The sequence below is a fragment of the Pseudoalteromonas luteoviolacea genome, from assembly GCF_018100925.1.
GTDB lineage: Bacteria > Pseudomonadota > Gammaproteobacteria > Enterobacterales > Alteromonadaceae > Pseudoalteromonas > Pseudoalteromonas obscura.
The window spans coordinates 447331-466822 of record NZ_JAGJEH010000001.1; the positions used below are offsets into that span (position 1 = coordinate 447331).

The 19492-nt window shown below is 42.2% G+C and carries 16 protein-coding genes; 5 read left to right on the top strand and 11 right to left on the bottom strand.

Annotated elements, in window-relative coordinates; translation table 11 throughout:
- The first annotated feature begins 265 nt into the window (after window positions 1-265).
- On the top strand, window positions 266-4315 hold the full coding sequence (locus J8M00_RS01705; protein WP_211008642.1) for a rhombosortase-dependent cadherin domain-containing protein: 4050 nt from the start codon (window positions 266-268) through the stop codon (window positions 4313-4315).
- A gap of 149 nt (window positions 4316-4464) precedes the next feature.
- Here J8M00_RS01705 and ykgO read toward each other — a convergent pair whose 3' ends face one another.
- Together ykgO and J8M00_RS01715 are read right to left on the bottom strand one after the other, a co-directional pair.
- Window positions 4465-4602, bottom strand: a complete 138-nt coding sequence (gene ykgO / locus J8M00_RS01710; RefSeq protein WP_080672543.1) for a type B 50S ribosomal protein L36 — start codon at window positions 4600-4602, stop codon at window positions 4465-4467.
- A gap of 84 nt (window positions 4603-4686) precedes the next feature.
- Window positions 4687-4944 (bottom strand): type B 50S ribosomal protein L31, encoded by a 258-nt coding sequence (locus J8M00_RS01715; RefSeq protein WP_023397844.1) that lies wholly within the window; start codon window positions 4942-4944, stop codon window positions 4687-4689.
- Between the two features lie 189 nt (window positions 4945-5133).
- Here J8M00_RS01715 and J8M00_RS01720 point away from each other — a divergent pair, with 189 nt between their 5' ends.
- The gene (locus J8M00_RS01720) at window positions 5134-5418 is read left to right on the top strand and encodes a hypothetical protein (RefSeq protein ID WP_211008643.1); all 285 of its coding nucleotides are present in this window, start codon (window positions 5134-5136) and stop codon (window positions 5416-5418) included.
- 123 nt (window positions 5419-5541) lie between these two features.
- Here the strand turns inward: J8M00_RS01720 and J8M00_RS01725 are convergent, their stop codons facing one another.
- Window positions 5542-6195 carry a DUF6058 family natural product biosynthesis protein gene (locus J8M00_RS01725; protein ID WP_211008644.1) on the bottom strand — a complete coding sequence of 218 codons (654 nt, stop codon included), beginning with the start codon at window positions 6193-6195 and terminating at the stop codon, window positions 5542-5544.
- Between the two features lie 151 nt (window positions 6196-6346).
- On the opposite strand from J8M00_RS01725, the gene dapA reads away from it, so the two are divergent.
- Window positions 6347-7261, top strand: a complete 915-nt coding sequence (gene dapA / locus J8M00_RS01730; RefSeq protein WP_211008645.1) for a 4-hydroxy-tetrahydrodipicolinate synthase — start codon at window positions 6347-6349, stop codon at window positions 7259-7261.
- A gap of 57 nt (window positions 7262-7318) precedes the next feature.
- Window positions 7319-8617, top strand: coding sequence for a DEAD/DEAH box helicase (locus tag J8M00_RS01735; protein WP_211008646.1), 1299 nt, complete (start codon window positions 7319-7321; stop codon window positions 8615-8617).
- Window positions 8618-8958: 341 nt separating this feature from the next.
- Here the strand turns inward: J8M00_RS01735 and J8M00_RS01740 are convergent, their stop codons facing one another.
- The 7 genes from J8M00_RS01740 to J8M00_RS01770 all read right to left on the bottom strand — a co-directional run bounded on the left by J8M00_RS01740 (window position 8959) and on the right by J8M00_RS01770 (window position 17172).
- Window positions 8959-11550: a TonB-dependent receptor plug domain-containing protein gene (locus tag J8M00_RS01740; RefSeq protein ID WP_211008647.1), complete on the bottom strand. Its 2592-nt coding sequence runs from the start codon at window positions 11548-11550 to the stop codon at window positions 8959-8961.
- A 399-nt stretch (window positions 11551-11949) separates the two neighbouring features.
- Window positions 11950-13038: a cell division protein ZapE gene (gene zapE / locus J8M00_RS01745; protein WP_211008648.1), complete on the bottom strand. Its 1089-nt coding sequence runs from the start codon at window positions 13036-13038 to the stop codon at window positions 11950-11952.
- A 216-nt stretch (window positions 13039-13254) separates the two neighbouring features.
- Window positions 13255-13890 carry a glutathione S-transferase family protein gene (locus J8M00_RS01750; protein WP_211008649.1) on the bottom strand — a complete coding sequence of 212 codons (636 nt, stop codon included), beginning with the start codon at window positions 13888-13890 and terminating at the stop codon, window positions 13255-13257.
- A gap of 318 nt (window positions 13891-14208) precedes the next feature.
- Window positions 14209-15816: an AbgT family transporter gene (locus tag J8M00_RS01755; RefSeq protein ID WP_023397836.1), complete on the bottom strand. Its 1608-nt coding sequence runs from the start codon at window positions 15814-15816 to the stop codon at window positions 14209-14211.
- A gap of 208 nt (window positions 15817-16024) precedes the next feature.
- Window positions 16025-16333 carry a hypothetical protein gene (locus J8M00_RS01760; protein WP_211008650.1) on the bottom strand — a complete coding sequence of 103 codons (309 nt, stop codon included), beginning with the start codon at window positions 16331-16333 and terminating at the stop codon, window positions 16025-16027.
- A complete protein-coding gene (locus J8M00_RS01765) occupies window positions 16326-16589 on the bottom strand; it encodes a DUF3081 domain-containing protein (protein WP_211008651.1) in 264 nt (87 codons plus the stop codon). Before J8M00_RS01765 ends, J8M00_RS01760 begins: the two co-directional genes overlap by 8 nt.
- A 49-nt stretch (window positions 16590-16638) precedes the next feature.
- Entirely contained in the window at window positions 16639-17172 is a 534-nt protein-coding gene (locus J8M00_RS01770; protein ID WP_211008652.1) for an isochorismatase family protein, read from the bottom strand.
- 78 nt (window positions 17173-17250) lie between these two features.
- Here J8M00_RS01770 and J8M00_RS01775 point away from each other — a divergent pair, with 78 nt between their 5' ends.
- Window positions 17251-18192 (top strand): ribonuclease Z, encoded by a 942-nt coding sequence (locus J8M00_RS01775; RefSeq protein WP_211008653.1) that lies wholly within the window; start codon window positions 17251-17253, stop codon window positions 18190-18192.
- Here J8M00_RS01775 and J8M00_RS01780 read toward each other — a convergent pair.
- Window positions 18178-19491, bottom strand: coding sequence for a DUF2252 family protein (locus tag J8M00_RS01780; RefSeq protein ID WP_211008654.1), 1314 nt, complete (start codon window positions 19489-19491; stop codon window positions 18178-18180). The genes J8M00_RS01775 and J8M00_RS01780 overlap by 15 nt on opposite strands.
- Window position 19492 lies beyond the last annotated feature (1 nt).

Consider the following 19492-nt stretch of genomic DNA (forward strand, 5'->3'; position numbering starts at 1 on the left):
ATATCTTCATCTTCAAACTTTTGTTTTTTTTCACCTCTCTTAAAAAACTTTTTATGTTTAATGTGCGTTTGTTACTACACTCTAGTCGGATACCTATCTAAAAGAGAACGATGTTAAGTGTTGAGATAACAAAGCGTACTCTGCGCGTGCTAGGGTGAAGCGCTTGGTGCGTTGTCATTCAAATTGTCTGTAGTCATATTTAAGAAGTCTCGACTCCAAGGTTGATAGGCACTCTAAACATTAAAAAGTGAAAAGGGATAAACCAATGAGACTTCTCCACCCTGTGAGTATTGCTGTCGCCATTGCGCTTGGTGGTGCATCATACGTTGCGCTGCAAGATCAAGCTTTGACACCTTATGAGCGTAAAGCTGAGTTTTTAGAAAAGAAAGCACAGAAAAAGTCGCAATCGCCAAAGCGCTACGACAAACCGAAAGAGGCACAAGAATTTTACGTTCAACAAAGGCTGCCAGTAGGTGCCACCTCGCTGCCTGTTGAAAAGTATTCTGACGCATTAAAGCACATTAAACAGATGCCGCAGTTTTCAATAGCAAATAATGCATTGCTGTCAGAAATTCAGCCCAACTTAAATGCACCTGACGGGCAAAATCAAGAGCTTGGTCAGTGGCAGGAATTAGGTCCGGGAAATATTGGCGGTCGAACTCGGACTCTCATCATTCACCCTACAAATCACGATATTATGTATACAGCAGGTGTCGCTGGTGGGGTATGGAAAACAACCGATGCGGGTGCGTCGTGGCAGCCACTTAGCGATCTGGCGACAAACCTTGCAGTAACGACTTTAACGTTTGATCCAAGTAATGCAGATATTCTCTACGCTGGTACTGGTGAAGGCCTGTTTAATTTCGACGCATTGCGCGGTGACGGTTTATTTAAATCAGAAGATGCGGGGATGACTTGGACACAGATTTCGAGCACTGCAAGCAATGCTAATTTTCAATATGTAAATAAGATTAAGTTCAGTCAAAATGAGTCGAATACGATTTACGCCGCAACGAGAACGGGTGTGCATAAGTCGACAGATGGTGGTACTTCTTGGGAAACCAAATTTGTGCCTCAAGGTACCTCAGTAGGCTGTACTGATTTAACTGTATTATCCCAGTCAGGTACGGATGTACTTTTGACGGCTTGTGGTTCTTTTAATGCTGGCGGAGTTCATCGCAGCTCTGATGCCGCAGAGACTTGGTCTCAAGTCATTGCTGGCACCGAACAAGGCCGAACTACTATTGCTGTTGCGCCATCAGATAACAATATTATTTATGCGCTGGCTGCCAATCGCAATGATCATGGGATGGACTCTGTTTACAAGTCCACAGATATGGGGGTGAATTGGACCCAAACAGTGACCAAAGATACTGCCGATGCGTTTACTCGCTTGTTGCTCAGCAATACGTATTTTGGATTGTTAGATCAATGTACTGGTGGCACGCCGCAGTTTTTCAATCAGGGTTGGTATGACAATATTATCGCGGTTGATCCTCTTAACCCAGACGTAGTGTGGACAGGTGGTATAGATGTCTTTCGCTCTGACGATGGTGCCCAAACATTCGTACCGACCAGTATTTGGTGGCTAAACCCCACAAGCCCACAGTATGCACATGCGGATCAACATGAAATTGTTTTTCATCCAGATTATAACGGTACAACGAATACCACCATGTTTGTTGCCAATGATGGCGGGATCCAAAAAACAGACAGTGCGTTGTCTGGTCGACTAACGGTAAGCGAAGTGTGCGGTAATTCAACGGCAGATCCAACACAAAGAGTAAGCTGGTCAACGCTTAACAATGGATATGCAGTTACTCAGTTTTATCATGGTACGGTCAAGCCCAATGGCACAAGTTACTTTGGCGGAACTCAAGATAACGGTACTTTGGTCGGAGTGGACAATGGTTTTAATGGCTGGGTAGAAATTCTTGGTGGTGATGGTGGATGGACGGCCATCGATCCGACCAATCCTGATATTATGTTTGGCGAATTTACGCGCCTATCATTAAGAAAGTCTACAGATGGCGGACAAAGCTTTACCAGTGCTGTCAATGGTATTACTGGTGACAATGGTTTTCCATTTATAACCCGTTTTGAAATGGCGCCATCAAACCCACAAGTCTTATGGATAGGCGGTAGTCAATTATGGAGAACAGATGACCAAGCAGCGAATTGGTCAGCTGCATCTGCGGCATTAGATGGCTCTGTATATTCAATTGGGATCGCACCAAATACAGAAACCGCGGTTGCAGCGGGAACAAATAATGGCGCTATCTACGTATCATATCAAGCAGATCAAGCTACAACAGCTTCGAATTGGACAACCGCAACCATTCAGTCAGGGGTAACGATAAGCTCTGTCGCATTTGACCCTACAGACAATCAAATTATTTATGCAACCGTCTCCAATTTTGATGCGACACACGTATGGAAAACAACGGATGGTGGGCAAAACTGGCAAGCCAGTGACACCGGTCTTCCAAATATTCCTGCGATGACAATTGCAGTAGATCCGAACAATACCCAGAGGTTATTTGTCGGAACAGATCTCGGGGTGTTTGTATCAACTGACGGTGGCCAAAATTGGATGGCTGATGGTCTAGGGTTGGCGAATACAAATATCGCTAAGCTTGCGATTAAAGGGAACGAGCTGTTTGCCTTTACTCATGGGCGCAGTGCTTACAAAGTGGCAATTTCAACGCAATCAGACCGAGAATTTACTACTGACGAAGACATGAAAGTGGCAGTTGGTTCTGCCTTTGCAGACAATTTGTCTAATGCGTTTGATTCAGTTGAAATAATTCAGGTTCCAAACAATGGTATGTTGCTTAATGGTGAGAACACATTGGAGCAGGGGACTGAAGTATTAGCGCAAGACTTTGCAAATGTGATGTACATGCCAAACGAAAACTACGTTGGCGAAGATAACTTTGTATTCCAGGGCATGACTGATAGTCAAACAGCACCAAACAATGACCCACTGCCGGATGGGCAATTTGCTGTAACAATTACTATCAATGCGGTTAATGATGCACCCGTGATTGCACCTATTGAAGACGTAGGGTTATTCATAGGTGAGCTGACTGTTTTAGACTTTAACGATAAGGTAGAAGATATTGAAGGAAGTGAACTTACCCTAAGTTTAGAACCTTCGGTGCCGGGCATGTCGTTTATTGATGGCGTGCTATCAGGAAGGCCTTATACGTCATTTGATGACGAGATGACTTTGACAGTAAGTGATGGCGAACTTGAAAGTCAACAAATGTTTAATATGACTATTTCAGTTCCACCTGATAGAGATCCAGTGATTGATCAGGGCCAATCATTTGAAGTAATGGAAAATAATGAAGCTGGCGCGTCTATCGGGATGTTAATGTTTACCGACCCGGATCCGGATGTATCACCTGTGGAAAGCTTTATGATCTTAGATGAAGTGCCATTTATGATTAATCCTACAGGTGAAATTATTGTCACTACAGAGCTGGATTTTGAAATGCAAAGTGAATACAGCTTCTTTGTACGCGCAATGGACTCAATGGGCAATACATCTGATTATACTGAAGTAAATGTCGAGGTATTGGATGAGCTGGGTGATGACGATGTCGCACCTGTCATTAAAGACGAGCAGAGCTTTGAAGTTAGCGAAAACTCGGAAGTCGGTACGATTGTTGGCATGCTCGAGTTTGAAGACCCAGATCCGGATGAGTCTCCGGTAGAATCATTCACAATTTTGGGAGATGTTCCATTTGAGATTGATGCTGATGGCAGTATTAAGGTCACTGGCTTAGTCGATTACGAAGTTCATCAAGCGTTTGTTTTTGTCGTCAAAGCCGTTGATTCAGATGGGAATGAATCTAACTTTGTCGAAGTGAAAATTGATGTTGTGGATGACCCCAATGACGAAGATGTCCCTGACCGAACACCTAATATCCCCAGTGGTCAGATTTTTGAAGTGAGAGAGAATGCAGCGCTTGGAACCATAATTGGCCGCCTAGAATTTATGGACCCGGATGCTGATACTTCACCAGTTGACGCCTTTATGGTGATAGGTAGTGCGCCGTTCAGCATAGCTGGTAATGGCGATATTATTGTTCAAGGTGAGCTGGATTACGAGTTCCAAAATGTGATTCGATTTGGTGTACGGGCTCAGGATACGTTCGGCAATGTATCTGAGTATACTGAAGTAAGAGTTAATCTCATTGATGTCAGGGGAGATGACGACGATGACCAAGATGGTGATTCAGGTTCATTTGGCTGGCTGACTTTACTGAGTGCACCGCTTGCACTCCTTAGAAGGCGTAAGCGCTAAAGTAAAATAAAATTATAAAAAGCGGCGAGAGTCGCTTTTTTTTATGCAACTGTGGCTCAATCATTTAAGTAATCGGGATTAGAGGGGGTAAGAGGTGAAATAGTGATGAGTACTTTTCGCGCAAAGCACTCATAAATACTTTGTAGCGATTAACGCTTTTTCTTTTTGCCTTGAACAGCTTTAAATCTTGGGTTTGTTTTACAGATAACGTAAACACGTCCACGGCGCTTAACTACTTGACAACCTGGTCTATTCTTCGCGCTCTTTAATGAACTTAGAACTTTCAACTTATGCTCCTTAATATGTTTAAACACCTTTTGGGTGAGTTTACATCGCTACACAAAGTTGCGATGTAAACTAATAACCAATACTTACTTAGTTGTAGCAGAAAGGTTTTTGAAACGGCGGTTGAACTTAGCAACACGGCCATCGCTTGCAACGATTTTCTGCTTACCTGTATAGAATGGGTGAGATGCACTTGAAACATCAATTGGCACGTATGGGTACTCAACACCATCGATTTCAACGGTTCTGTCAGACTTGATTGTTGAGCCAACGATGAAGTATTTGTCTACTGCCGTGTCATGAAATGCAACAGCTTGATAATCCGGGTGGATATTTGCTTTCATAGTAAAATTAAACCTTACGAAATGTGATAACGTCACAAATACTATTCTATTTGAGAATGGTTTTCAATTGCTTGTCTGAAATTTTTTTTACACTTTTGTCTAATGATTATACGAATAAGCAAATTGTTACTGGATCTTCAATATCAGACTGTTATAACTAGAGTCGAGATTGAGAAAGAGGACAACACTGTGAGCGAAGAATCACAACAATTAGACAACAGTGTCATTGCACAGCTGCAAAACGAGGATCATTCGTCGCTAGCTCAGCAGTTGGACGAGCTAACTTGCGAACACAGTGACATTGTAGAACTGCTGGCCCAATATCAGGTTTTAAGTGAGCAAGATGATGACGAAAAATTTGATTCTTGGTATGACGGCTTGTGCGAAGATAAACTAAGAGTGTTAAAAGGGTTTGAAATATTTAGAGCACATTTTGAGCGGTTAGTATCTGCTGAAAATGGTGAAGTCAATTAGGCAAAACCCGTATTAAAAAACTCATTTCATAAAAGCCACTTAATGTGAATTTAGGTGGCTTTTATCTATCTGGGTAAATATTTAGCAGAGCAGCCTGTAAAAAATAGATTAGATACAATGAGGCTAGCGTGTGGATAAGTCATATTTTTGCATTACACTTTCGATGTATTGATACCTAAGCGAATTATGTTTCTCGTGAGATGCATTATGACTCAAAGCTCTATTCAATAATTTAAGTGCTTCATGTAACAAAGCTCTATCTTCAGGAGGCACACTGTTGCTCGTCCTATCTTCTGTTAGTGCATCTACCAAAGAGCGTCCGAGGTCTATATACACAACCTCTTCAACTGCGCCATTTTGACTTATTACGCCATATTTGCTGCATAAATATTGCTGCCAAACCTGTTGGATATGTTCAATTAAATCATCACCAAATTTATCATCATCACTTACAATGCCTCTGTCTGCACAGGCTTTTAAAGTAGTAATGTATTTATTTTGAAATAATTCATATGCATGACTAGAGTGCTGCACCTCATGTTTTATCAGCATTTGTGCCCAGTCTAGGGCAGCTCTGGGGTAATAATCTGTTACTTCAACACATTCATATAATCCAAGGTAAGAGCTGCACTTGATTAGGTTATCAATGCTGTAACTGGCGTTAGGGAAGATGCTACTTTCTTGCCACAGCTGTAGCTGCTCAAGTGAGATCTTCAGCAAACTACAAAGCTCATGAGCGTCATAAAAGTTAGATTTTAGATAATCAGTTAATCTCATTTTTGATACTGGTTATTTATACAGTTATTTTGAGTTTGTATGATTTTTGGTTTATAAGCAAGAAATTTTATAAAACTGAGCTTTTTACCCTCGGCATACAAGGTCAATTGTGTTAAAACATGTCGTATATAAACAACTAGCTAGAAATTGCATGCGAAGTATACAAACAATAAAACAAGCCAGCTTAATCACGGCGATCAAAACTCCATATCAAATGTCAGGTGAAATTGATCTTCTGGCATATGATGCTTTAGTAGAAACCCAAATCGCAGCAGGTGTTGATGGTATCATCGTTGGCGGCACAACGGGTGAAGGTCAGTTAATGACTTGGGAAGAGCATTTAATGTTGATCGCCCACAGCGTTAACAAATTTTCAGACAAGCTTATTATTGTTGGTAATACCGGAAGTAACAATACGAGGGAAGCTATCAAAGCGACTGAATATGGTTTCGCGTCAGGTATGGATGCTGCGCTACAGATCAACCCATATTATGGCCGTACATCGGATGCTGGTGTGGTCGAACACTTTGAACGTGTTTTAGAAATAGGACCTGCGTTTATTTACAATGTACCCGGTAGAACTGGACAAGATATAACGCCAGATATTATGGAGCCTTTGGCTAAACATAAGCACTTTATCGGTGTTAAGGAATGTGCGGGTAATGAGCGCATAGCCCATTATGAAGCGCAGGGAATTGCCTGTTGGTCGGGAAATGATGATGAAGCTCATGACGGTCGCCATAAGTTTCAATCTCATGGAGTGATCTCTGTCACGTCAAACATAGTACCTCGACTGTTTAGACAGCTAATGGATAGTCCTAATGAATCGCTCAACAAAGAATTGCAACCGCTTATGAGTTGGCTGTTTTGCGAACCAAACCCAATTGCAATTAACACTGCACTTATTATGACAGGCGCAGTTAACCCCGTATTTAGGCTGCCTTATGTACCATTGACTAAAGCACAGCAAATTGAGGGGCAACAGCTAATTAATGCACTCGATGAGCAATATATTGTTGGTGGAAAAGCTAATTTAGTCGATGAGACACTACTTAAGCTTTGTTAATGCTGAGAATTGGCGTATAATCTGCGGCCCTTCAGTATTGGTCGCAGGTTTGTCGTTATGAATTTTAAATCTTTTAGTTTTCCAGAGCCGTTGTTAAAAGCCTTGGATGAGATTGGCTTTGAAGAGCTCACTCCGATCCAACAGGCGGCCATCCCTGTGATCAGAAAAGGTCATGATGTGCTGGCAACTGCACAAACTGGTACAGGAAAAACCGCAGCGTTTGCCTTGCCTGTTATACATAACCTGTTAAAAGGCACACCATCTAAATCACCTCGTGCTCTATTTCTAGCACCTACCAGAGAGCTTGCAGAGCAAATTGCTAACAATTGCGAGTCGTTTACAAAGCACACCGAGCTGCGCACTGTCGCTGTATTTGGTGGTGTAAATGTTGAAGGGCAATCGCAACGTTTATCCCAAGGCGCTGATATTATTGCCGCCACTCCTGGGAGATTACTTGATCTGGTCAGACTGGGTAGTGTTGATTTAGCGAATATTGAACACCTGGTACTGGATGAAGCCGATCGTATGCTAGATATGGGCTTTATTGATGAGATGCAGCGTGTTATATCTCTCGCGAAGGAAGATAAACAGTTGTTGCTGTTCTCTGCTACTTTTCCATCGGCAGTAAAACAGTTCGCTAAAAAGGTTTTAAAAGAACCTAAACTTATTCAAACCACACCTGAAAATACGACAGCAGAAACGGTTCGTCATGTTGTTTATCCGGTTGAACAACAGCGTAAAAAAGAGCTGTTATCAGAGTTGATAGGCAAGAAAAATTGGCAACAAGTCCTTGTATTTGTAAACATGAAAGATGACGCTGACACTATTGTCGAAGAGTTAGAGCTTGACGGTATTGCTGCGACTGTTTGTCATGGAGATAAAAAGCAAGGTGCAAGGCGTCGTGCTCTTCGAGAGTTTAAGGAAGGCAAAGTACGTGTGCTTGTTGCAACCGAAGTTGCTGCACGTGGTATTGATATCGAGGGGCTCCCTCGAGTTGTAAACTATGACCTGCCTTATTTACCAGAAGATTATGTTCATAGGATTGGTCGTACAGGCCGCGCTGGTAATACGGGCCAGGCAATATCGTTCGTAAGCCGAGAAGAAGAGCAGTTTTTACTGCATATCGAAGCGTTAATTGGTCAAAAGATTAAGCGTTACTATTTACCAGGTTACGAAGTTGCAAGTCGAGACAACTTGATTGATAACCTGAGTAAAAAACCTAGCCATCAAAGACGTAAAGCCCGCACCAATAGGCCTAGCAACCAAGCGAGCGGTGAAGCACGAGTAAAAAACCGCAGCAAAATTAGCTCAGTTAGAAGCCGCTTAAAAGGCGTTAAACTTAAGTTGGACAAGTAATTTCGAACTGACTGAGATATTTACCTTGAAGCGAGCTGATTAGCTCGCTTTTTGTTTTTAGAAGGCGTTTAAGCTTACGCCCAAATTTAAAACAGTTTCGTACCTTATTGAATGCTAAATTAATCTAGTACATGCACAATTATGTTGTTTATCCAGCTTATCTGCGCAAGATAGTACCAGCAAACCAATTTTATAAATTACGCCCCTTAATTTGGTAGATTTGGTTTAGTGAAAGAGGTTGGGGGAGGATGCAAAAATCGTATTGCTGATACGATTGATCTAAAAAGCAGCCAACAGAAAACATGTGGCTGCTTGTTGGGAGAATAAGCAGGTAGTACTACTTAAAACTGAATAGTGTAATCAGCAAAGAGCGTTCTACCATATATGTTGTGGTTGGTGGTGTTAAATCCAACAAATCTTTCAAGCCTTACTTCAGGTACTCTGTCAAAGATATTACGCGCACCGATTGTGAAGCTACCGTAGCTGTCAGTTTGATAGTTAAAACCAAGGTCCACTTCTGTCGCCGAAGCGTAGTCGTCATACTCTCGGCCTGCCACTTCATCTTCATTGGTCACGCCTTTAAAACGGTCAAGATATCTGAGGGCAATATTTGCACTGAACTCGTCAAGAATATAGGTAACTTGAGAATTAACACGGTATTGTGCTCTACTGACATAGCCGACACGATCGTACTCTGGTTGATTTGGGTTAGCTCGGCTATCGTAGTTAAAGGTATAACTACCATCTAAGGTGTATCTGATCTCACCCATATCTTCGAAGTCGAAACGTGTATTGAACGCAATATCAATACCCGAAGTTTCTGCACCAACCATGTTGATGTAACCATAACCCACAGAGGTAAGTTTCCCATCTGCATCTCGATTCACATATATCTGCTCAGGGTTGTAACCATCGAGTGCATTAGCATGGCTTAAATCGATTACATCTTGTGGCTCAATTCTAGAAATCTGATCTGTGATTTCAATATTCCAATAGTCGACAGTGACCGCGGTATACTGAGCAATATTCCAGACTGCACCGACAGAAAATTGCTCTGAAGTCTCGGGTTTTAGGTTTGGCGTACCGATTGCTGTCGCTGGGATATTTTGTGTATCACATGTCGAGTCAGGACAGTCCGTCAAGTTATAATAACCAGTTGCTGCATCTCCGACCAAGCGGTTCAAACCCGCCACGCGGAAGCCTTGGCTGAAACCGCCACGTAAAACAAGATCGTCTGACGCTTCATAACGCACATTGATGCTGCTCGATAGCTCGCCTGCATCAGGTAAGCTATATTCATCATAACGGCTAGCGACTTTAACAACGAGTTCTTCAAGCACAGGTAATTCGACTTCGACATACGCAGCTTTATAGTCTCGTTCACCGATTACGTCACCACCAAATGAACTGACAACATTTCCATTTTCGAGGCCTGCGTTAGACTGGGCATCCATTTCATCAGCCAACTCGGTTTTTCTGTATTCGGCACCAATTGCATAGCCAATTTCACCACCAGCTAATTCCATGCCTGACAAGCCCGCCCAGCTAATAGATAGACCGTTTGACGTTGTTTCACCGCTGCGATAAGCAGTGTGACGAATGTTATCTAATGTTTGGCGTGTTGCATTGCCACCTGGAACTAACGGGTTGTATTCACCTTCATTTACCGCGTCCTGGAACCGGTCTTTGAAAGCGTAATGCTTTGTTACTTGGTGGAATTTTTCACGGCTTAGTCCAATGTTTACGGCCAATGCGCCAGCATCAGTTACCCATTCAAAACCGGTATTAAAGTCGATGAGTGTCGTATCAAATTGCACGGCACGGTCTGCATCACCAACCATGCGGTGTGTTACTTGGATATCTTTAGCATTACCAGTGCCAAAAGTAGGGTTGTTTGGGTTGTCTGCCGCCATGTCAGCAGTCATCCAAATTGAACTCGCTGCTGTGTCTGTGACATCACGTAAGATTAAAGATTGCGCGTACCATTCCAACTCATCAGAGATATTGTACGTAAAATTGGTAAAAATTGAGTCCTTTTTACGCTCTGGGTAATACAATTTGCCTTCGTAAAAGTCGAACGTACAGCGTTTTCCATCCTCGCCTTCATCTCTAATATTTTCTTGAGGGCATTCCTTCCCTGGATTCCATGGTCCAAACTCTCCATCAGCCTCATGGGTACGCCAGTTACCCCATGGGGTCGTTGTTGATATTCTTCTTGGGTTTACTTTTCCGTCAATATGGTCACGCTCACCACCTTTTAAACCTTCTTGATATTGGTGTTCGTATATAAGTGTGACGGAAGATTTGTCGGTCACTTGACCAAAGCTCATTGAAAAACCGTTTTCGCTACCACCACCACGCGAAGTATCAGCACCATGCAATTTAAACCCTAAACCATCGTAATCTTTTTTCAAGATGATATTCACGACCCCTGCGATCGCATTGGAACCATAAATTGCTGAAGCCCCATCGCGTAAGATCTCAATTCGCTCTACTGCTTCAATTGGGATCATATTTAAGTTTGTACTACTTCCGTACAAAGCGGACGACGGTGCCACTTGACGGCCATTAATCAAGGTCAATGTTCTGTTGGCGCCAAGGCCACGTAACCCAGAGCCAGAGTGGTTTGCATCTGTTGAGTTACCTGTATTGATATTGCTACCCGCGCTATTGAAGACGCTTTGTCGCAAAACACCTGCGATATCATTTAAGCCTGTTTTGGCTATGTCGACAGAGGAGATAACAGTAACGGGAAGCGCGCTTTCCAAATCGGTACGTTGGATACGCGAACCTGTAATTTGAACGCGTTCAATCTCATCGGCTGACTCATCCGCCGCGATTGCAGCAGAAGGAACCAGTGGCAATACAGAGCTAACACTTAATGCAATGAATGATTTTTTAAACTGATTTAGTTTGAACTTAGAGAGGTCCATAGTTTTCCTTATTGATGCTGATTTATTGTTGTTTTTTCAATTAGCAATAGACACCTTAGGCGAGTTATCACCTCTATTTCAGACGGTGTGTCATCGATAATTCATGTATAACATATATTGTATACAATAGTTTGTCCATATTTTATCTACGGAACTTGATAAGATAGATAAAAATTGCTGTATTTATGGGTTGAAAGGGTTGCGACTGTAGCTTTTGTTAATGATTTAGTGTTGTATTTTATGTGGGTGACTTGAGGAGTGTGTAACCAAAACCCGCTTTTGGCAAAAAACTGTATTCGTTGCACCAATGAGGACTAATAGCCCGCTATCAAAAAGTAGATAGCGAAAGTGCGCAAAGTACCGTTTTCGCTGAACAGTCGCCTGGATTTAACAGCAAAGTTAATTGTTTGATGGCAATTGCCATGATTGCATTTCAGCTAATCGACTTCGGGTACGCTCAAATTCGAAATCGAGTAGCTCTCCTGCATAAAGGGCATGCAATGAAAAGCTTGATGAAATAACGACCAACTTTCTTCGATCATAAAATTCATCTACGAGAGCGATAAAACGTCTCGCTTCGTCATCTAGGTTGCGAGATTCAAGTAGGGGTTTTGCTCTTATATAGCCTTCCTCGATACCCTGAGTAACGCTCTGAAGAACAGGAGAAGAGCCCATTTTAGGAATGTCCTGAACGAAAATTGCGTCATAGTCGGTGGCGAGCTCAATGTAGTCTGAAGTTGCTCTGGGTGAGGTACATAAAGACATAAAATCAATGAGCAATGCATTGCATGCTTGCCCCAGAATATTGACTGGCCTATTCAATATGTCTATTTCTGTGGGGTTGTAAGATCCGCCTAAAGTGTTAAACAGAGATTGAAAGCCTGCAATGTTATTTTCGAAGTAAAACTGGGCTGAAAATCCATTGCTAAATCTGTGATCGTGTTCGCCACACACACTTACAACATGGCAATTAGCCAACAGCAACTCTATGGTTGGTTCGAAGCGGTTTCTTTGTAACCCATTTTTGTATAGCTCGGTTGGGTGAGAATTCGATGTTGTGACAAAAATAATACCTGCTTTAAAAAATGCATCTAAAAGACCCGCTAATATCATCGCATCACCAATGTCTTTTACGAAGAACTCGTCAAAACATAGCACCTTTGTATGTTTTGCCCACTGTTTTGCTATAACCTTTAATGGGTCTTTTTTTCCTTGAATATCAGCCAGCTGCTGGTGGATTTTGTGCATGAAATGATGAAAATGCAACCTTTGCTTTGTATCTATGGTGAGGGATTCGTAAAACATATCCATCAACATTGACTTACCACGGCCAACAGGGCCAAATAAGTAGATCCCTTTGGCTTTGCCACTTAAACGAATTTGCTCTGACAATCTATCCAACTCGCCAATGGCGTCTTGTTGTTTGGGGTCGTAGGATAAAGCGTTGCTTTTAATAAGCTGGTTATATTGTTCTAAAAGGTGATGCATAAAGGGGACGGTAGGTAAAGTTAGTGGATATAATACGGGTTGTTAGGTCAGAGATAAAGCGTGTTGCTTACAGAGCCATTGAATTATCCGTAAAGTTATGTCTTTCACATGCGTAGTATTTAAAGCCAATTACAAATAAACATATATTATGTAAAATTGGCTTTAGTATTGTATTGTCCCAATCTACCTTCTTACTTGAGTTTTAAAATTTAAACCTTATTTGTATGGGCTCAAGTCTGTTTGCTCGGCTTCGCAGACTTTTTTTATAACAGGGTGTTTTGCCATCCCGCGTAGGTATTTTGCTAAGTGTTCAAATTGTAATGGTGGTGTGTTTAATTCATCCGCCCATATACACAACATAAATAAGTAACAGTCACATATTGTAAATTGTTCATTGACGACATAGCTTTTTCCCGATAAATGACGGTTTACAATAGCAAACATGTCAGCTAAGCGAGTTTGTTGTGTTTTAATGATATCGTCATACATGAGTGCACTTTGGGTATGGCGCTCAGGATAGAAGTAAATCATTAACTCGGCCTGTATCGTCGTCGTGAAGTACATTAGCCATTGATAGAAAACACCTTTTTGAACTGGGTCCGATGGAATTAATTGCCCTTCAGGGTGCTTTTCAGCAAGGTAAAGACAAATAGCGCCACTTTCAAACAACACAAATTCGTCATCGACCAGTGTGGGGATCCTTCCAGTTGGGTTTAGACTTAAATATTGCGCTGATTTTTGTGCATTTTTCTTACGGTCGACAATTTCTAATTGATATGGAACTTTTAGTGCTTCTAAAACAAAATGTGGAGCGAGACTGGCATTGCGAGGGTAATAAAACAAAGTGTACATAACTGGCCTTATCATCAAGTTTTTTATTGGTGAGAAAGCTCCTTTTACGGTTATTCCTTTAGGACTTTAGGACAGCATTTGAATAATAACAAATAGCATGACGTATTTTTATTCAAAAATTTAAATTGTCTAAAGCAAGTTAACAGGATTAACCTTGGATTTCTCTGCCGTTAATGATTTTACCTTAATTAGGAAATGCAGTGCACGACTTTAAAAGCATTTTATAGAAATAATGAATAAAGTAATTAATGAGGTAGGTTTGAATTGATATAGAGAGGTGAGCATTTTTGACTAACAAAAATGCTCACAATTATTTTTTTAAGGCGTGTAATATATTGGAGAGTTCGGCCCTACTGGAAGACCAAAACCAAATACCCAAATATAAAACAGAGCAACCCAACCGACAAAGAAGAACATGCTGTAAGGCAACATAGTTGCGACTAAGGTACCGATACCCATATCTTTTTTGTATTTAGTTGCGACGGCCAAAATAAGGCCAAAGTAACTCATCATAGGCGTGATAAGGTTAGTGACTGAATCACCAATACGGTATGCTGCTTGGATTGTTTCCGGTGCATAGCCAACCAGCATAAGCATAGGTACGAATATAGGTGCGGTTACAGCCCATTGTGCAGACGAAGAACCAAGACATAGGTTAACCATTGCACACATCATGATGAACAGAATGAAAACTTCAGGTCCTGTTAAATTAAGCGCTTGCAATAGAGCGGCACCGTTGATCGCCAGAATAGTACCTAGGTTGGTCCATTTGAAGAAGGCAACAAATTGCGCAGCGAAAAATACAAGTACGATATACATACCCATAGAGCTCATGCTTTTGCTCATGGCATCAATCACATCGCGGTCTGATTTCATCGTACCAACAACGCGGCCGTATACAAAACCTGGGATAGCAAAAGTAACGAAAATTAGAACAACAATGCCTTTTAGGAATGGAGATCCCGCAACAGCACCAGTCTCAGGGTGACGCAGAATACCGTCTTCAGGAACAATGGTTAAAGCTAAAATACTGCAAACCACAAGCAGTGACACACCAGCCCATTTTAAGCCTTTTTTCTCAAGCGCAGTTAAGTGCTCAATGTTGTTCTCAGATAGGTCAATACTTGCTTCATCTGGGTTGTATTTACCAAGTCTAGGTTCAACAATCTTTTCTGTAACGAGAGTACCAACAATGGCAATCAAGAAAACAGAAATCATCATGAAATACCAGTTTGCTTCAGGGCCAACGTGGTAAGTGGGGTCGATCATTTGCGCAGCAGGTGTTGTGATACCAGCAAGTAGAGGGTCGATTGTCCCTAGTAATAGGTTGGCACTGTATCCGCCAGAAACCCCTGCAAACGCCGCTGCTAAACCTGCTAGCGGGTGTCTACCTAGGCTGTGGAAGATCATTGCAGCAAGCGGTATCAGTACAACATATCCCAGCTCTGAAGCAGTGTTTGACAGAATAGCTGCAAACACAACCATAAATGTCACTAGTCGTTTTGATGCACCCATGACCATTCCACGCATAGCAGCGGAAAGCATACCCGAGTGCTCGGCAACACTTACACCTAATAAGGCAACAAGTACCGTACCAAGAGGTGCGAATCCAGTGAAGTTAGTGACAAGGCCGGTCATGATTCTTTGTAAGCCTTCAGCGCTTAATAAGCTTACGACTTCAATGACACCATCAGCGTCACGCCCTTTAGCTCCCTCTGGACGAGGGTCAATTGCGCTCAAACCCATCCAATCAGCGATACCACTGAATACTACGATTACAATACATAGCATGGCAAAAAGAGTGATTGGGTGGGGAAGCATATTCCCTAAAAACTCAACCGTTGCCAAAAAGCGATTAAATAGGCCGCTTTGTTGTTCTGGCGATTGAGAGCTTTTATTCGCTTTAGTCTCTACTGCATTCGACATAGCAAGTTTTCTCGGTTCCAAAAAATGCGGCATACCATATCACTTTTTCATTCAGTGGTCATTTATAAAAGTTAACTCAAGGTGAAAATGAGATAAAATTACAAGTATTACTGATGAAGGACAATGTACGTATATATAGTTAGTAAGTACTTGGTTTTGGTTGCGCAAATATCCAACTATTCATTTCTTAATGGGGATGCCGAATGATTTATTTGTTTTTGCCAGCAAGAATTACACCTTTGAATAGTAAGGGGTATTGTCTAAATTTCATGCCAATATGGTCATCTGCCATAATTTGCTGACAAATACGCGTAATATCGTCATCAGCAGCGAGCACCCACTCCAGATGCTCTATCGCACGTTTCAGCCCTTTTTTTAAAAACTGTTGCTGTTGATAATAGTTGCAATTGGCCTTAACGATTTCGAGTAATGCGGGGTCTTGCAGCAGAGAGGTGACGACTTGCTCCATGTACTCTTGTGATGATTGGCTATTTATTCGTTTTCTAGTTCTAGTCATTAAGCATTGCCGCGATGTAATGTAACTTTTTCATAAAGTCGGCTTTTTGCGACTCTTTATCATAGTCAAACTGATAGGTATTGTGAAAGCCAAAGCGCAAGAGTACGCCGCTGCCTTGAAGATAAATAGTATAACCATCGGGATCTGAGAAAGCTGTGAGCCCCTCACATTGTTTTCCCTGCTCATAATCTTCTCCATGTTGTTGGATATACTCATATACTTTTAGGACAAGGTTACTACTTAGCTCATTTTTCATATCGCACCGAATTATTGGGTCTATTGCTTAATGTTACTCGCAGAACATACTAACGGATCAGTTTCGAAACTGCCTTAAACTGCGGGTGTTTTGCATCTTTCATGATATCAAATAGTAAGGTTTCTAAACTCATGATGACGGCGCCTTGATATCTGAGCTGCTCAATCGCCCACTGTTTGTGTTGTGTATTTCTTGAGCCTACTGCATCGGCGATAACAATAACCGGTTGGGCCAGCGTCAACAAATCACGTACTGTTTGGTATACGCAAACGTGTGACTCAAGTCCGATAACAACCTTAGTCACATTTGGGTCCATATTGATGGCTGGGTTAGGTGAAGAACTCCCTACGGCACTAAATGTCGTTTTTTCATATCGGTCTAAATTGAATTGCAGTAGTGAACTATCTGTATGGCCAAGTCCTTTTGGGTACTGTTCAAAAACAACAGCTGGAATTAACAACAGCTCAGCAGCGCTGAGTAATTTGTGCGCAGTATCAACAATATGTTGATACTGCGAGATATGAGGCTGAAAACTCTCTTGTATATCAACGACAAGAATTTGAAAAACGGGTTGTTCGGACATGGTTTATTCCTTTAGCTATTGTCTAACATCACTTAAACTAGTTGCTGTAGTATTTATCATTATGGATATTAGCTTGTTATGCAATTGGAGTTTTTGGGGACGTCTTCAGGCAGTCCGACTACGTATCGCAATGTTTCAGCTACGGCCGTCAAATTTGAGAAGTCAAAACAGTGGCTGCTCGTTGATTGTGGAGAGGGCACGCAGCATCAAATCTTGAGATCAAAGCTTACTCTTTATCAACTCGGTGTCATTTGTATTAGTCATGTGCACGGCGATCACTGCTATGGGTTACCTGGTTTACTCGCGTCTATGGCAATGTCAGGCAGGAGTGACGCTGTGTATTTGGTCGCACCCAAGAAAGTCATTGAATTTTTGCATGCAACATTTTCCTTAACCGATTTGACCTTACCGTTTGACTTTAAAACCATTGCGATAGAAGAAGCTTGCTCGGTGCTAAAATTCAGCTATTGCGAAATTGAGGTGATGGAATTGAAGCATCGAGTGCCGAGTTATGGGTTTAAAGTGACGGAAACACAGATCCCCAATAAGCTAAGAATCAAGTTGCTGCAACAGCACGGGATCGCCACTGGCAAGCACTTCAATCAATTGCAAAAAGGGCTAGATGTTGAATATCAGGGGAGGGTGTTACAGTCGCAGCGCTATGCATTTCCAAGTTGGCAGCCTCGGAAAATAATTGTATGTGGAGATAACGAAAAACCAAGCTTGTTGAAACCTTATGTTGAGGGAGTTGATGCGATTGTCCATGAAGCAACGTTCACGCACAAAGACTTAAAAAAAGTGGGCCATCATACCGGCCATAGCGATGCGAAACGGATAGCTGAATTTGCAGAGCACGTACAAATCCCATTACTTGTTTTGACTCATTTTAGTGTGCGCTACCATGGTCCTGGTTTACTTGAAAACCTAGAAAATGAAGCGCACTCCTATTACAAAGGCTCGTTGGTCCTTGCGAATGATGGGCTGATATTAGATATCCCCAAACAGTTACTGTCTGAGTGATTTGAATAAATCCCAGTCTTGGTTAACTTGGTCGGCATACAGGTTTGCTTGTTCTATTAGCGCCTCAAGTAGATCAGGGAGTACTTCTACGCAACTCTGTTGAAAGCTGGTTGAGCGTCTATCGCCTCTCATATGTGCATAAGCCAGCACTTGTGCGCAGCTTTGTGCATATTGCGCAAAGCCGCCTTTGTGGGCAGCGCGCTTTCCTATAGTAATATGCTCAGGGTCAATGCCAACGCGAGCGTGATGACGAGATCTGACTAGCCAATGCAGACCCTGCCAAAGCGCATCATCGATAATTAAGTCTGGTCGACGCTGCATTTTTCTTTGGCAATTGACCGTCAAATGGGCGTGATTCAGGCGATTCACGGGGCTTAAATCTTTGAAGTAGTGTAAAGGCGCAGCTAAGGCTTGTTGTTTGACTTCGACAATATGATAAAGCTCGGGTTGATAAAGCTCGGGGGCTTGCTGGGTACTTGGCCCTACCAGTAAATAGTAACGTTTTAAATGGTTGCTACCTGTACCCGCATCTAATCTTTCAACACAGTCGATAATGTCGTCATCAACGTAGGGTCTAAACTGCGCAATCAGGTTGGTTTTGATATCAGTGTGAATCGCTTCAAACTTCATGGGATCGGGTTTAAATTGCAAAGGTGTTGAGGCCAAATCAACATCTTTTGCCAAACTGCTTTTCACATTGAAAGCGGAACCGCCAACAAGTCGTTGCAGTCCTTTTTGCCAGCGTTTGTGCAGGATATGGTCTTTATCGAACTCGGTTAACGCACTTTGACTATTGTTTTCGCCTCGCAGCGACGCTTCACATGTGGCAACATAGTGTTGTAAAAAGGCTAGTTGGGCTTGTGGCACCTCTTGTGCGGACACTGCCGGTTTTTGTTTTTCATTGAGCGAAACAGCCAATTCCTTTGTCGCAAAGCCAGCCTGTTGCGCCAAGTTTAGGCTCACCAAGTAACGGAATAGATCCCAAACAGCATGGCCGATACAAGCATCGTCAAAATCATTAGGTGTGAATACGAGTGTCTCTCCGTGGGAGCCTTCTTCGCTGAGAAAGCCAAAGTTACTCGTATGGCAATCTCCCATAATACTCGTAACGGGAACATCGTAAGCTGATTTTGGAAAAGCAATTGCTCCGTCAAAAATGTCGCTATACATCAGCGGGGCTGAACCTCGAAAAAAGTGAAAAGCACTGGTGGACATTTTTTCATGTTTGTTCAAGTCAATGGACGGTGCAGTACCGTCGTGGCGCTCAAAGTAGTTTATGAGCTGTTTTTCGCGATTCATT